The 14920-nt window shown below is 58.8% G+C and carries 11 protein-coding genes and 1 pseudogene; 11 read left to right on the top strand and 1 reads right to left on the bottom strand.

Going from position 1 to position 14920, the window contains the following annotated elements; all coding sequences use genetic code 11:
* The first annotated feature begins 108 nt into the window (after positions 1 to 108).
* The 6 genes from WIX41_RS13235 (at position 109) to WIX41_RS13260 (ending at position 11617) form a co-directional block, all read left to right on the top strand.
* Positions 109 to 519 (top strand): pilin, encoded by a 411-nt coding sequence (locus WIX41_RS13235; RefSeq protein ID WP_339448235.1) that lies wholly within the window; start codon positions 109 to 111, stop codon positions 517 to 519.
* Between the two features lie 56 nt (positions 520 to 575).
* Positions 576 to 2309, top strand: a complete 1734-nt coding sequence (gene pilB / locus WIX41_RS13240) for a type IV-A pilus assembly ATPase PilB (RefSeq protein ID WP_339448237.1) — start codon at positions 576 to 578, stop codon at positions 2307 to 2309.
* Between the two features lie 316 nt (positions 2310 to 2625).
* Positions 2626 to 5658 (top strand): hypothetical protein, encoded by a 3033-nt coding sequence (locus WIX41_RS13245; RefSeq protein ID WP_339448239.1) that lies wholly within the window; start codon positions 2626 to 2628, stop codon positions 5656 to 5658.
* 201 nt (positions 5659 to 5859) lie between these two features.
* Positions 5860 to 10602: an RHS repeat-associated core domain-containing protein gene (locus WIX41_RS13250; RefSeq protein ID WP_339448241.1), complete on the top strand. Its 4743-nt coding sequence runs from the start codon at positions 5860 to 5862 to the stop codon at positions 10600 to 10602.
* Positions 10603 to 10608: 6 nt separating this feature from the next.
* The gene (locus tag WIX41_RS13255; RefSeq protein WP_157771762.1) at positions 10609 to 10983 is read left to right on the top strand and encodes a DUF6869 domain-containing protein; all 375 of its coding nucleotides are present in this window, start codon (positions 10609 to 10611) and stop codon (positions 10981 to 10983) included.
* A 355-nt stretch (positions 10984 to 11338) separates the two neighbouring features.
* The gene (locus tag WIX41_RS13260; RefSeq protein WP_339448244.1) at positions 11339 to 11617 is read left to right on the top strand and encodes a hypothetical protein; all 279 of its coding nucleotides are present in this window, start codon (positions 11339 to 11341) and stop codon (positions 11615 to 11617) included.
* A gap of 66 nt (positions 11618 to 11683) precedes the next feature.
* Here WIX41_RS13260 and WIX41_RS13265 read toward each other — a convergent pair whose 3' ends face one another.
* The gene (locus tag WIX41_RS13265) at positions 11684 to 12004 is read right to left on the bottom strand and encodes a hypothetical protein (protein ID WP_339448246.1); all 321 of its coding nucleotides are present in this window, start codon (positions 12002 to 12004) and stop codon (positions 11684 to 11686) included.
* Between the two features lie 159 nt (positions 12005 to 12163).
* On the opposite strand from WIX41_RS13265, the pseudogene WIX41_RS13270 reads away from it, so the two are divergent.
* From WIX41_RS13270 to WIX41_RS13290, 5 genes and pseudogenes are all read left to right on the top strand, one after another.
* A pseudogene (locus WIX41_RS13270) lies at positions 12164 to 12646 on the top strand (integrase core domain-containing protein); the annotation flags it as partial.
* Positions 12647 to 12772: 126 nt separating this feature from the next.
* Positions 12773 to 13081, top strand: coding sequence for a hypothetical protein (locus tag WIX41_RS13275; RefSeq protein ID WP_339449502.1), 309 nt, complete (start codon positions 12773 to 12775; stop codon positions 13079 to 13081).
* Positions 13082 to 13189: 108 nt separating this feature from the next.
* The gene (locus WIX41_RS13280; RefSeq protein WP_339448247.1) at positions 13190 to 13885 is read left to right on the top strand and encodes a hypothetical protein; all 696 of its coding nucleotides are present in this window, start codon (positions 13190 to 13192) and stop codon (positions 13883 to 13885) included.
* Positions 13886 to 14155: 270 nt separating this feature from the next.
* Complete coding sequence (locus WIX41_RS13285) at positions 14156 to 14323, top strand: hypothetical protein (RefSeq protein WP_339448248.1); 168 nt, start codon at positions 14156 to 14158, stop codon at positions 14321 to 14323.
* A gap of 440 nt (positions 14324 to 14763) precedes the next feature.
* A complete protein-coding gene (locus WIX41_RS13290; protein ID WP_339448249.1) occupies positions 14764 to 14907 on the top strand; it encodes a hypothetical protein in 144 nt (47 codons plus the stop codon).
* Positions 14908 to 14920: the final 13 nt, after the last annotated feature.

Here is a 14920-nt window from a genome sequence, read left to right on the forward strand (position 1 = left end):
GTTGAAAAGGACCCCCGCGAAAGCGGGGGTTTTTTTACAGATTAGGATGGGGTTCCCCAATGTTGGCATGAATCCTGCTCGGCTCTTTGGCAACAAAGGGGCATTGAAATGCATAAGACCAAAGGCTTTACGCTCATTGAACTGATGATCGTGGTGGCCATCATCGCTGTGTTGGCATCCATTGCCATTCCTGCGTACCAGAACTATGTGGCCAAGACTCAGGTCACTGCCGCGCTCTCCGAGATCGCGCCTGGAAAGGTTGGGGTGGAGTCGGCGCTTGCCACCGGCAATGCCGCGCTAGTGACGGCCAGCTACGTGGGTCTGGTCAATCCCACCACCCATTGCTCATCCGTGCTTGCAACCCTGGCAGCCGACGGTACCGCCGAGATCAGCTGCGTGGTGCTGGGCAACCCGCAGGTGTTGGGTAGCAGTCTGACCTTGAATCGTGATCCTGACGGTCAGTGGCACTGTGCGGCGCCGGCAATCAATGAGCGCCACCGTCCGCACAACTGCAATTGAGCCCCCGTTGTCTGGGTTAAGCTGTAGTCCCCGGAGCAATCAGCCGTGACGCCCTTATGAATGCAGTAGTGACCGCCAATCTCGTCGGCATCACCGGCATCGCCCGCCGCTTGGTCCAGGACGGTGCGCTGGAAGAGGCCGCCGCACGCGATGCCATGGCCAAAGCGGCCGCGGCCAAGCAACCGCTGCCCCAGTACTTTGCCGAGAAAAAGCTGGTGACCTCGGCGCAGCTGGCCGCAGCGAACGCGCTGGAATTTGGCATGCCACTGCTGGATGTCTCTGTGTTCGATAGTGCGCAGAGCGCGATCAGCTTGGTGAGCGAGGAACTGCTGCGTAAGCACCACGTCCTGCCGCTTTTCAAGCGCGGCGGTAAATTGTTTGTGGGTACCAGCGATCCCACCCATTCGCTGGACGAAATCAAGTTCCACACCAATCTCGTGGTCGAGCCGATTCTGGTCGATGAAGAGCAGATTCGCCGCACCTTGGAGCAGTGGCAGTCCAAGCACGATACCTTGGGCGGTTCACTTGGCGGCGGCGACGACGACGGGATGGGCGACCTGGATGTGTCCGGGGGCGACGATGACGGCGGCGCTGGTGCCGATGCCGGGCACGATGCGAAGGGTGACGACACCCCGGTTGTGAAGTTCGTCAATAAGGTACTGGTCGATGCCATCCGCAAGGGGGCTTCGGACATTCACTTCGAGCCTTATGAAGACGACTATCGCGTGCGCTTCCGGATCGATGGTCTGCTCAAGAACGTAGCCAAGGCCCCTGTCAAGCTCAATCAGCGCATCGCTGCACGTCTGAAAGTGATGTCGCAGCTGGACATCGCTGAGAAGCGTGTACCGCAGGACGGGCGCATTAAGCTTAACCTCTCCAAGTCCAAGCAGATTGACTTCCGTGTCAGCACATTGCCGACCTTGTTCGGCGAGAAGGTCGTGCTGCGTATTCTCGATGGCAGTGCGGCGAAGCTGGGCATCGACAAGCTCGGTTACGAGCCCGAGCAGCAGCAGATGTTCCTGGAAGCCATCCACAAGCCATATGGCATGGTGCTGGTAACTGGCCCTACCGGCTCGGGTAAGACGGTGTCGCTGTACACCGCGCTGGGCATCCTCAACGATGAAACCCGCAACATTTCAACCGCCGAAGATCCGGTTGAAATCCGGCTGCCGGGTGTGAATCAGGTGCAGCAGAACGTCAAGCGAGGCATGACCTTCGCTGCCGCGTTGCGCTCGTTCCTGCGCCAGGACCCGGACATCATCATGGTGGGCGAAATCCGCGACCTGGAGACGGCAGAGATCGCTGTCAAGGCGGCGCAGACTGGCCACATGGTGCTTTCCACGTTGCACACCAATGACGGTCCGCAGACCATCGCACGCCTGATGAACATGGGCATTGCGCCGTTCAACATCACCAGTTCGGTGACTTTGGTCATTGCGCAGCGCCTGGCGCGCAGACTGTGCAGCAACTGCAAGCGCCCGGTCGACCTGCCGCCCAACGCGCTACTGGCGGAGGGCTTTACCCAGGCTCAGCTGGATGCCGGCATTACCCTGTATGAACCGGTTGGATGTGAAGAATGCACCGAGGGTTACAAGGGGCGTACGGGTATCTATCAGGTCATGCCGATGAGCGAAGAAATCTCGATAATTGTCCTTGCCGGCGGCAACGCAATCCAGATTGCAGAAGCTGCGCAACGGGCAGGGATCAAGGACCTTCGCCAGTCTGCGCTGATCAAGGCAGCGGCTGGCACCACGAGTTTGGCTGAGATCAACCGTGTAACCAAGGACTAAGGTCCGGTGGCGCGGTGGGCTTCAACGGCATCGCCGAATTGGCGGTGCCGCGCCGTGCTGACCCTGGTCCGTGCACTACGCTTGTCCTGCCGACTGCGTCAGCAGCGTCCACGCGCTGATTCTGTGGCTATCAACTGATATCATCCGGAAGCAGCATTGCCCGGCGGGGAGTCGGGCCGACCTTCGATTGCCATTCGGTACCGTTCCGCAGGTGCGGTGCCGCGCTTGGCTGCAGACATTTAGTCAGGCCGCTTGGCTTGGCGGCTAGCAATGGGGTGCACGGATGACGTTGGGAAAGAGCAGGACCGGAACTTGGTTGTTGTGGATCTTCGTGCTGTCGGGGTTCTCCGGACTGATATACCAGTCCATCTGGACGCAGTACCTGGGTCTCTTTCTAGGCCACTCTTCATACGCCCAGTCGTTGGTGCTCATTCTGTTTATGGGCGGCATGGCAATTGGTGCATGGCTGATCAGTCGGTGGAGCAGCAAAGTACGACGGCCGCTTCTCGCCTATGCCGTGATCGAAGTTGTGATTGGTCTGCTGGGCCTTTGCTTTGACGGCATCTACCAAAGTCTGACCGGTTGGGCCTACGATCAGCTGTTGCCCATGCTGCCTTCCAGTCAGCTGCAGAGCGTGCGCTGGTTGCTGGCAGCAGTGATGGTGTTGCCTCAGTGCATCCTTCTCGGCGCGACTTTCCCGCTGATGAGCGCCGGTTATATCCGCCTGCAGGCGCATGCCGAAGGTCGCGTCCTTGCCGGACTTTACTTCTCAAACAGCCTCGGGGCTGCGATCGGTGCGCTGGCTTCCACCTACGTAATGCTGCCGGCGATCGGTATGCCGGGTACTGTGTTCTCCGCCGGCCTGATCAACATTCTGGTTGCCGTGATCGTGTACCCGTTGAGCAAGGCTGAGCAGAGCATGCCGGACGCGGCGCCGGCCACTGAGTCAGTGCTGATTTCCGAAGGTGTGTCGGGTAAAGCTCGGTCCGCTGCTGTGGGATCCCGGCCGCTGTTGATTCTGTTGGTGGCTGGCCTGACGGGCACTGCTTCATTCGTATATGAGATCACATGGATACGAATGCTCTCACTTGCGTTGGGGACGACGATCCACTCGTTTGAGCTGATGCTGGCGTCATTCATTCTCGGCATTGCGCTGGGTGGACTTTGGCTGAAGAATCGTGCCGATCGGCTGATCTCTCCGCTCGCAACGGCGGGCTGGATCCAGGTTTGGATGGGCATAGCCGCTTTAGGCTCGATGTTTGTGTACGCCAACGCATTCGAATGGGTTGGTTGGCTGATGAAGGTCATTGTCCACAGCTCACAAGGCTACGGTCTGTTTAACGTTGCCAGCGGGGGAATCGCGCTGCTCGTGATGTTCCCGGCAGCGTTCTTTGCAGGTATGACGCTCCCGCTCCTTACCCTTGCTTTGTTGCGGCAGCGGCACGGCGAGAAGGCTATCGGCCAGGCATACGCGTGCAATACCGTTGGCGCTATCGTCGGCGTACTCGCGGCCGTGCACGTGCTTATGCCCATCTTGGGGCTGAAGTACGCGCTGCTTAGTGCTGCGGTACTCGACATCGGATTGGGGCTGTGGCTGCTTGCACGATTCGCTCCGAGCGCGACGCGCTGGAAGTTGCCGCCGCTCGTGCCCGCAGCTGCGATCTCTGCGGCTGCGGTAGTCTCCGCAAGCTGGCTGGTAACGTTCGATCCAGCCGTGTTGAACTCGTCCGTGTACCGGCATGGAGATGCGACGTTGGGTAACGATGCTCGTATGGTGTTCTACAAGGACGGAAAGACGGCAACCATCGCGGTGTTTGAGCATGAGGGTGATGGGAACCCGATGCGCATGATTGCCACGAATGGAAAGGTGGATGCTGGTCTGGTTGTTGATGGCAAGCAGCCGCCGGCTTCGGACGAGTCGACCATGGTGCTTGCCGCCGCGCTGCCATTAGCAATGCGTGAGCGATACGATCGCGTCGGTGTGATTGGGTTTGGATCGGGTCTCACGACTCACACGTTGTTGGGACACGCAAACGTGGGAAGTGTGGACACGGTGGAGATCGAGCCGGCGATGGTGGAAGGCGCACGCCATTTCGGTGAGCGTGTTTCGCGTGCTTACACCGATCCCAGGTCGCATGTCATCATCGATGATGCAAAGGCGTACTTCGCATCGGTTCCCAACAAATATGATCTGATCATTTCGGAACCTTCTAATCCCTGGATGGGAGGAACCGCCTCGCTGTTCAGTACCGAGTTCTACCAATATGTTCCTAAGCAGTTGAACGACGACGGTCTCTTCGTTCAATGGCTGCAGATGTATGAAATCTCTCCGGAGCTTGTGAACTCGGTACTTTCAGCGCTGCTGGTCAATTTCAAGGACGTCAGGGCGTACTTGGCGAATGATGCAGATTTGATTCTGATCGCATCCCCGCGAGGCAAGGTGCCTGAGCTTAGCGGAGCAATGTATGGTCAGCCGCTGCTTGCTACGGATCTTGCCCGCATAGGCGTGCCAGATCTTCGTCATCTCCAGGACACGCTGGTGATGAACCGAAAGGGATTGGAGGGCTATCTGCTTTTGTACCCTCATCAGATGAACTCTGATATGTACCCGGTTCTAAAGCTGCAGGCACCAATGGCACGCTTTCAGCGTGCATCGGTGACCGACTTCGACGCTCTGACTGCGGCGCCGTGGCCGATAGTACGTAGCTTCGGGGGGCCATCGCCGACAACCGCATATGAAAGAGGCCGGTTATCCACGCACCTTAAGCTGGCTGGAGTGAACCAGAGTCTCGCGGCAGGAGAAGTATTCGGGGCTCTCGTTGATGGGCGGGCCACTACTCCCATTGCCATGTCCGAGTTTGATGCATTGCAGGTCGATGCGTTGCGTGGTCTGGCGGCGGCATGTGAGCTGGGCCAACGACCGGAGCGCACCGCTACCTTGATCTTCTCATTGGCTGGCGAGACAGCGGCACACTTGGACGCCTCTCGGTTGCAGCGGCTGTGGGGCAAGCCCGAATGGTTGCGCTGTCCTTCCGGTGACGCCACTGTGGACGAAGTGTTGGCGCTCATGTCAGCAGTCGCTGAAGATCGGCACCGCGATGTTGTGGGGCATGGACTGGAGCTGCTGGAGGGGGAGCATGGTAAGGCGCTGCTGCAGGACAGCGTGTCCGGATACTACATTGTCGGTGCAATGTTGAGTGCGTCACTTTTCGAAGGTGATGCGGCTGTTGCCCAGCGACTTGTACAGCAGTACTGGCCGATGATGAGCCGAGAGGCACAACGCAACTCGTCGCTTCGATTGTTGGCGCTGTTGGCCACGCGAGCCGAGACGAAGTCGAACCCTCAGTAGTACGGGGTATACGTGGAAGCCCCGCATTTGCGGGGCTTCTTGCTTCTGGGGTGCTCGCTCAGCTCGTAGCTGGTCTTCGCCCAGGGGCGAACTTCTCAATAATGTGACAATTTGCTCGGTTCCAACAGATATCGTTGGGCAGAATTCAGTAATTAGATGTCTACTCGGCTTGCGTGTTGTTGAATCCACATGGAGGTGGTTGTGCTTGCACGTACCCTAAGTTGTATCAGTTTTATCTGTGCTCTTTCGCTGTTGCCGGCGATTGCGCTCGCAGCACAGCAGCCGCTGGTCGAGCCAAAATTCTGTTTCGACGACAAGTGTTTCCCTACGCTTAGTCAAGCGGAATCAGAGCTCCGGGCGAAGGCGGGTCCGTATGGCTCTCTCTGGACCAAAGAGCGCGTTTCTCGATACACGGACTCGGCGCTTAGACACGCCTATGTGGTGAATGATCAGCCGGCGCAAACAATGTACGAGCCCGGATATCGGGCTGGTGGGAGTGGCGTCAGCGAAGTGAATTGTGCGGCACAAATTGATCCATATGATCCTGGCATGTGTGCGGGTGAGGCTGAGGCCGTGGACGCGAACATGGCGAAGTCTCGTGCTGGGTTACCGGAATGTGTATTCTCGGATGAGCGCTACGAAGGCAGCTTTGGATCACCATACGTATCGGTGCGCAGTGTTGGCCGATATGGTGCTGTCTATCATTCAAAGCCAAGAGCCGCTGACTCTAAGTACTACAAGTACTCGCTCCTGTGCCCGGGCTGGGGAACGTCGGTACCCAGTCCGCGTGAACTTCAGCTGGTGAAGACCCAGCATTTTGAATGTGCTGCTGGTTTTGCTCCCATCCATGCGGACAACCCCGCCTACGTTGAGCGCGGCACGCCGCTGGAGTGGCCACGCGTTTGTCGCGCAACCATGACAACGCGGTACATCTACCAGTGGGATGTGACGCAGACGAAGTCTTGCCATACGACCAACAACCCCTGTTTCCCGGCTACGGGCGACAAGGCGCGGTCAGAAGCAGATTTCGACTTCGCCGGCAGGCCCTTTATCCGCCACTATCACTCGCTCAACCAGCTGCAAAGCGCACCTGAGTTGGGTACTGGTTGGTCGCACAGTTACTCGGATTTCTTGGTATCTTCAGACCGAAGCATGCGCGCCGACGATCAAGGTTACCTCCAGCGCTACGGAAGTGGTGGGCGGGGAAATCAGGCATCCGGAGAAGTTCTTCGTCCGGGCCCGGGCAATAGTTCGGAGCTGATTCAAGCTGATGGAACGGTTCGCTTGTACCGGACAGATGGGCGACTCGCCAGCGTCAATACGGGTGATCCGCAGACCAGCGTGACGGCAAGTTATGACCAGAAGTCGAGAATCGAGCGGATCACGGATGGTGTGGGGCGTTCCCTGCTCTTTGGATATGAGAATGAGCGGCTTGCATCCATCACCCTGCCGGATGGCTCGCAGGCTCGATATGGATACGACGGCTACGGTAACCAGACCAGCGTCATTCGCCCAGACGGATCGTCCCGCACGTATGTGTACGGAGAAGCCGGCCATGCTCCCGCTGACGTTCATAATCTTCTAACCGGCATCATCGAAGGTGATGTCCGTTACGCCACGTTCTCCTACAACGCGAATGGCAAAGTGGTCGGTAGTCATCTCCTTGCTGGGGGCCTTCCCGTCGATGCAGGAACCATCACTTACAACGTGGATGGATCCGCAACCACGGTCAACGAGCTGGGAGATCTAAGGCAACTTGAGATCGGGGGCGGACAGTTCCGTGCCATCACCAAGACAGTAGATGCGCAGGGAACCCGTTCGCAGACCTTCGATGCCATGGGTCGGCTGAGTTCCAAGGTTGACGCGCTCGGCAATCGTACGACGCAATCGTACGTCGACTCCAGCAGCGGTCCAGTTTCCCAGGTCGCTACCCGCACCGAAGAATCCATCGGCCGCATCACCCGCACCACCCGAGACGCCAATAATCGGGTCGTGGAACAGCGCGTCAGCCAGAAGATCACCGGCGGCGAAGCGCTCACCTCGCTCAATCGCGAGGTCTACGACGCCCAAGGCCACGTACTATTCTCCTGCCAGTACGACGCCAACCAGAACACCGACTACGTCTGCGGCTCGCTGGCAACCGCGCCCATCAACGTGCGCCAGTCCCAGCACACCTACTGCACCGAAGCAGAAGCAACCTCCAACCCCGCGCAATGCCCGCTTCCCGGGCTGCAACTAACCGCCCTCAACCCAGTTGGCGCCATCACCCGCTTCGAGTACCACGCCGCCAACGACGCCGGCTGCGATGCCAGCGGCGAGTGCCGTTTCCGCAAGGGCGACCTGCGCGCAGAGATCGACCCGCTCGGCCGCCGCACCGAGTACCTGGAGTACGACGCCTTAGGTCGCGCCATACAGGTGCGGGGCATCGACGGGGTGGTAGTGGAGCAGTTGTTTGACCACAACAGCCGCGTCCTCGCCGAGACCATCAAGGGCGATGCACCCACCAACGACCGCATCCGGCTGTATGAGTACAGCTCCACCAGCAAGCTGACCCGCGTCACCCAGCCCGATGGCGTCTGGACCCGGATGCACTACGACACGGCCGACCGTCTGACCAGCGTGGAAGACGCCGCAGGCAACCGCATCAACTACGTGTTGGATGGCGCAGGCAACCGGCTGCGCGAGGAAGTGCGCGACAGCAGCGGCGTCCTGCGCCGCTCGCTGGACCGCCTGTTCGACACGGCCAGCCGAGTGACCCGGGTAACCGGGGCATCCGGCCACGCCACCCAGATGCGCTATGACGCCGTGGGCAACCTGCTGGAGACCGAGAATCCGGCCGGCACCATATCCAAGAGCACCTACGACGGCGTGGGACGGCCGACCAGGCAGATTGACGACCTCGGCGGCATCAACGCCGAGATGCGCTACGAGTACGCGGCCAACGGCCAGGTCGAGCGGGTGGTTGATCCCAAGGGTTTGGCGACCACCTATGCCTACGATGGCTTCGGCCAGTTGGCCACCCAGACCAGCCCGGACACTGGAACCACCCAGTTCACCTACGACCGCCTCGGCAACCCGCTGACCCGGACCGACGCACGTGGCGTGACGGCCCAGTACGAGTACGACGCGGTGGGCCGTACCGCCGCCGTGCGCTTCGCCGATCCCGCTGTCGACATCCAGTACGTCTACGACCAGCCATCAAGCCAATGCCCGGCCGGTGAACGTGCAGGGGTGGGGCGGCTGTCCAGCATGATCGATTCCAGCGGCCGTACTGACTACTGCTACAGCCCGATCGGTGATCTGGTCCGCCGCGTGCAGGTGGTCGAAGGGCAGGTGCTGGTGCTGCGTTACGTCTATGTGCCATCAGGGCGTTTGCAGTCGATGACCTACCCGGATGGAAGCCTGGTCGACTATGGCTACGACACCCTCGGCCAGGTGAGCAGCGTAGGCGTCACCCCGGCAGGCGGCACCCGCGAGGTGCTGCTGCAGGGTGTGCAGACGCTGCCGTTCGGGCAGGAGCAGTCCTGGACGTTCGGCAATGGCCGTCGCCTGGATCGTAGCTACGATCTGGATTACCGGCCGCTGGCGATCAGCGACGGCCGCGATGGCTTGAACGTTGCCTTCGGGTTTGATGACGCCGGCAACATTGCCTCGCTGACCGATGGTGGTCCGCAGGGGCAGGGTGCGACTCTGGACTACGACGCCTTGGGCCGCTTGACTGCGTTCAAGGACGCGCAGACCGGCGTGGCTATCGAGCAGTACAGCTACGACGCCACCGGGAACCGGTTGTCGTTTGGCAACTCGGCCGGGGTGCAGGCCTACGTTTACCCGGCCGGTAGCCACCGGCTGATGTCGGTGGATGGTGTTGATCGCACGTACGACGCCATGGGCAACACACTGACAATCGGCGATGAGTGGCAGTACGCCTTTGATCTTGCTGGCCGGCTTGGCAGTGCGACTCGGGCAGGCTCTGCGCAGGCCAGCTACCGCCACAATGCGGCGGGGCAGCGTGTCCTCCAGCAGGTGGGTACTGACAAGACGCTGCACCTGCATGGTGAGGGCGGTGAGTGGTTGGGCAGCTATGGTGCGACCGGTGCCGCGGCGCAGCAGGTCGTGTGGCTGGGGTCTCGACCCGTAGGCTTGATTCAAGCCGGTAAGGTCTTTTACATCGAGTCCGATCATCTTGGTTCGCCGCGCGCAGTGGTCGATCCGCAGCGCGATGTGGCGGTGTGGCGCTGGAGCTTGCTGGGAGAGGCATATGGCAATGGGTTGCCTGCTGAGGATCCCGATCAGGACGGAATTCCTCAGTCGTTTGACCTTCGCTTCCCCGGTCAGCGCTACGACTCTAAAAGCGGCCTAAGCTACAACTACTACCGGGACTATGACGTAAGCACAGGTCGATACGTTCAGAGTGATCCTATTGGGCTCGAAGGAGGCGTGGCAACTTTCGCCTACGCAGGCTCCAATCCAATCATCAATTTGGATCCGTCAGGGCTGAGCACGCTCTCGATGTGCGCCCGTCCCGAGAATGTTCTGGCCTGCGCAGCTGCGGGGATTGGTTCATCTGGAAGCGCCGGAACGTCCTCATCCGGCCTGGGTGCAGCCGGGGTCGCAGCTGCGGCATCGCTGGCGAGAGATAGCGCAAAGACTCAGGATGACTGCCCCGTACAGGATAAGTGTGAAAAAATCTATGCGACGATCAGAACCATCCTAGCAGTCGTGAAGAAAAGGTATTGGGATATGCGCCAGGATGGCATGGACCTGTTCACTACTCGGCCAACCGGAAAGATGTCATGGGCGGGGCACCAGCAACAGTTCCGATCTTGGCAGGTGAATCTTCGCGGGTACCTTGAGGTGGCAGACGCGATGAACTGCAAAGGTTATCCTTCCGACGCTTGGGAGTGGGCAACGAAGCCAGTCCCGACTCAGCCTGCACCGAGGTAGTTTTTGATGGAATTTTTGGACCGCCATGCTTTGGCAAGTGCTTGGGTTGCCTTGCAGAGCGCCACTGATGGCTCCGCTCTACAAAGCGATTCCCAATGGTCTGCCATTCAGCTCAATATGATGTGTATTGAGGATCCAGAACAGGCATGGGGATCGGTTGTCGAGATATTTGAATTGAGCTCCGACCCTTGGGTGCTGGAAAATCTGGGGGCTGGTCCCGTGGAAACGCTGTTGGGCTTGCATGGCCAATTTGCATTGAACGCTATTGAGTCGTACATGTCGGAGAAGAAGGCCTTTTTGGGTGTCTTGACCCATGTGTGGCGCGATGCACTGTCGCCGGAAGTCGCACAAGGGCTGACGTCTCTAACCAAGAGACGGTGAGCGCGCGAATTCAGTTCTGTTGAACTTGCGATGGAAAAGGTTATGCGTTGAGCAAAGGTCAGCGACATTTCAGCGGCAATGCGCTTCCGCGGGCAACGTGGAGGTGTAGGGTTTGGCTTGGTGCATCGCGTTGGTGTGGAAACTGCTTGGTGATGCAGAGGTAGTCTTGCCCTCTGTGGATTTGCCTCGAATCGCGCACGATTCATCGTCTCAATCCCGCAGGGTTTGGGTCTACAGTAGGAATGCGATCAGAGTGTTGGGCGATGCTTTTGCTGCGCTTCAGCCTTGAAGAAGAAATGGCGATTGGTCTGATTGTTCTGGATCCTTGGGGGCGTTGATGAGATTCCATGTCGATATGTCGCTGTACTCCTCACCGACGGAGCCATACGGAAACGTGACGGGGTTTGTTGAGCTTGATTCGCTCCCGTCTGTCGGACAGATGTTTCAGCTCATCGGGAGTAGTGAGACCGGCTCGGCGCTGTCTCTTTGCATTGAAGCTGTGAGCGATGCTGGTGAAGAAGAGGCTTCTGGTTCTATAGCGCTGGAGGACTACGTCGTTGAAGGGCCTGAGCTGGCGGAGCGTCTCGGTGAAAGGTTGGATAAGGAGACTGGGTTCCACGTTTACGTGTATTAAAGGGGGAGCACAAGCACGTATGGTCGTCGACTGAAAAGGGGAAATGTAGGCATCAAGAGCCCGTCGCTACCACACTTCCTGATGTCTCCGCTGCAGCTCCAGCCACATTTTCTGCGAGATACCGCAGGACGGACCCGGGCGCTGGGCTAGATCCAGATCCACATCGTGGTCACCGGCCAGGAAGCATTCGGGGAAATCCTGCGAAACGCCAACGGCGTGGGCGAAGCCCGAGGTGGAGGCGCCGATGGGGGCAAAGATGTGTTCGCGCACTAGCCAGCCAGGGTGTTCATGCACGACGTCGCTTGCCGCTTTTGTGCGGGTGAAGTGGGAAATCTGTCTTTCAAATGCAATGGAGTGGCGCTGCCGCGCTGCCTCGGGAAACTCCACCCGCGTGATGACCGGTTAGCCGATAGTCGCCTCGACATTTACGCTTGCGCCGATCTCGAAGCGTGGGCTTTCCAACCAGTGGCCGTGTATCGATAGGCTGGAGGCGGTGCCGCCGCCGAAAGTGTCCATCCACCCATAGGTGTGGGCGCGCACGGTGTAGTGGCGTGGCCGTGCCGCCGTGCTCTGGAAGTCGTATGCTTCCCTCGGGCGTGTTGCCAATTCGAAGTCTGGGACACGCGGGAATTGGCAGATCGGCTTTCGAACGGATGCGGAAATGAAAAACGTAACGGGTCAGATGCAGAGATTCAAGGAAGCAAGCCGGCATATCTGGAATTGCTACCTGATGCCTGGCGAAGGTGTCCTGGACATGGCGGTGGAGGATTCTTTTCTCCAGATCGAGCGAGAGCTGCTGCGCAGCATGGTGCTCGAGGGAAGTGCCGCTGCAGATCAATACGGGCACTCCGCCATTGGTGGCCTTATCGTGAAGCCAAAGCCCCTGCACCGGGAAGTGCCTGTCCAGTCGAGCGCTGGAGGCAGTTCTACAACGAGAGACGACCGCACAGCGAACATGGATACAAGCCGCCGGCGACGGTGCGCCGACGCTGGTACGAACCGGATATAATTCCAATCGAACTCGCTGCTTTATTAGCCACAAGTTTCGTACGCAGGTCACGGGGATGCGTCTGTTTACGGCTACCCCGTCGGCCACTTATCCTTCGACGGGGTACCCCGTATCATCGACTGTGGCTGCGGACTTTAGATGACATGATGGAATTGATGCCGTATCTGTTCTATGTCTTTCTGGCAATAATTGTGAGCCGTTCTTGCGCGGTCATTGCTGCGCGGCGTCTGCGCGAGAAAAGGCCTGGTGAGGCTTTGCTTGCCAGTCTCGATATCCTTGCGAGTCGCGAGATGTCGGTCATGCAGGATACTGTCGCGGCATGCTGCGCCGTGCTGAAGGAATCCGGGATACGTGGGTGGCCGGCGTACTTTGCCGTTCTCCATGTGAGCTTATGGGTTGTGTTCGGGGTCATGATTCTGGTGATGGCCATCGTTGGATTGGTGCGGCAGTTCTAGCCCTGGGTTCGTCTGAGGACCATGGCGCGTTGATGGGTCTGGCAATCGTGAAGTGACTTTAAGTTGGTCTGTGCGCAGGCTTCAGGTATCGGAATATCGGAGGGAGGGATGACGTGTCAGAGTAAGTTCGATGATGTCGAGTTCCATGACGGCGTTATCAACACAGTCTCAGTATCCATCTTGGAGCAATTGTGCGAGATCGATCTTGGCCTTGGCGACTATAAGGTGGGTAGGGGGCGGTCAGCATCCTTGCTGTCGTGCAAGGGGCTGAACTCATTCTTTGGGCGATTTGGCTTTTTAGAGCTCGCTGACAGTGCATCATTCGGGAACATCCAGGACGGCCGCGTAGACGTGTCAGGTGGAAGCCTGAGGCTTTACTTAGCGGGTGGACTTGTTGAAGCGGCAGGGAGTGGTGTTGAACTTGATGCGCGCCGTGAGCTTGTGGATCCCGCCGTCACTTCGGAAATTGGGGTTGGTTCGGGCGGATTCACGCAGATCGAGGAGGCGGATTTCCTCTTTTCTCATCTGGAATCGATTCACTTTTCGGCCGCGACCAATGCGTGCGTCATCGACCTGCTCATGTCCGCTGGCGGCAGTACATCTGATCTCTATCCCGTGAGGATGTCATTCAGTCGTGTGACGTCCTGTCTCGCCAAGCTGGACGTATCAGAGTTGGCCGGGGAGCATAGATTTGGAAATGTCCGAAGCTGTATTGTCAGTCGCAAAGAAAAGATGGTGCGTATGTACGTAAGAGATGGCTTCATCGAGGTGGTGGCAGCCCGCGCGTCGCTGGTTCGGCGATAGTGTGTCGCAGTGTCCTCGAGTTGTGCAGTTTCATGGAAGTACGCCGGGCCGAGGTGATCCAGGATGGGGCGACCTTGCTCTCATCAGTCGCAAATAGGTGAATAGCCAGACAGGACGCACGGGAGATATGTTGTGGACGATGCGGAGCAGAGCAACCCCGGAAGCCGCGTTTGCAGGGAATGACGCGAGTGAGCTCTTTCATCCGTCCTGGGAGCAGGTCAGGGACGCGGCGAACCGGTTTCTCGCCGCCAGAGAAATCGAGTAGGCAAGATGACCAAGATGCTGCGATGGTTGGGGTTGATACCCGTCTCCCTCATTGGTTTCGTGGCAGTGTTCATGCTCCTGGGGTTGCTTCGCGGGCTGCTGCTGCGTATTTGCCCGCCGGTGACCGGGTCACTGAGTGGACTACGGATCTATCGTGGCCCGACCCCGCAGTGAGCCTGCCAAGCTGTTCTGCGGCGTGGTTCCCGAGTGCCGAGATGGGCTTGTTGGTACATGCGTTCGCGGTGGCAGTAGTCGCGGCCGGATGCATAACGGCATGGTTGGCACCGGCCAAAAAATTGTCGTGTGGGTTGTCCGCAGCCGGTCTGGCTACCCTGCATGTGTATCTGCTTGCCGGCTTCTCATGACAAAGCTCCATGTCGATGTGCCATCCTGGCGCTGGCCCTCCTCACAAACCCAAGCTGATGGAACCGAGATGTTTCTTAGGATGCCTTTGGTCGCTTTCTTGGCTTGCGTGTTTGGCGGTAGCTGGTTGCGGGAGCGAGCAGGGTAGTCCGAGCAATACTGAGCAACGCAGTCCAAGCGATGCCTTCGTGATTCCTGAGAAACAGCGTCTGATCGTGGAGGCCGCCGCCACGAAGGGAGATGTCGCTGCCATGAAGAAGTTGATTGCGCACTACGAGGCCCTTTCGGGCAGCGATGGGCTTGCAGCGAAATGGAAGGCGGCGGCGCGGGAGCTGGGCGATTCGCAACAGCTGGACTACTGCGCTGCAAGTACTTTGGAGGCTGCAAGGAGCTAAAACGATCCTTCGA

The sequence above is a fragment of the Stenotrophomonas sp. AB1(2024) genome (assembly GCF_037482345.1).
Lineage (GTDB): Bacteria > Pseudomonadota > Gammaproteobacteria > Xanthomonadales > Xanthomonadaceae > Stenotrophomonas.

Bases quoted from the DNA above. Each gene is read 5' to 3' on its own strand.
- WIX41_RS13275 (WP_339449502.1), top strand. From the start codon at position 12,773: ATGGAATTGATGCCGTATCTGTTCTATGTCTTTCTGGCAATAATTGTG.
- WIX41_RS13285 (WP_339448248.1), top strand. From the start codon at position 14,156: ATGACCAAGATGCTGCGATGGTTGGGGTTGATACCCGTCTCCCTCATT.
- WIX41_RS13255 (WP_157771762.1), top strand. From the start codon at position 10,609: ATGGAATTTTTGGACCGCCATGCTTTGGCAAGTGCTTGGGTTGCCTTG.
- WIX41_RS13290 (WP_339448249.1), top strand. From the start codon at position 14,764: ATGAAGAAGTTGATTGCGCACTACGAGGCCCTTTCGGGCAGCGATGGG.
- pilB (WP_339448237.1), top strand. From the start codon at position 576: ATGAATGCAGTAGTGACCGCCAATCTCGTCGGCATCACCGGCATCGCC.
- WIX41_RS13260 (WP_339448244.1), top strand. From the start codon at position 11,339: ATGTCGCTGTACTCCTCACCGACGGAGCCATACGGAAACGTGACGGGG.
- WIX41_RS13280 (WP_339448247.1), top strand. From the start codon at position 13,190: ATGACGTGTCAGAGTAAGTTCGATGATGTCGAGTTCCATGACGGCGTT.
- WIX41_RS13235 (WP_339448235.1), top strand. From the start codon at position 109: ATGCATAAGACCAAAGGCTTTACGCTCATTGAACTGATGATCGTGGTG.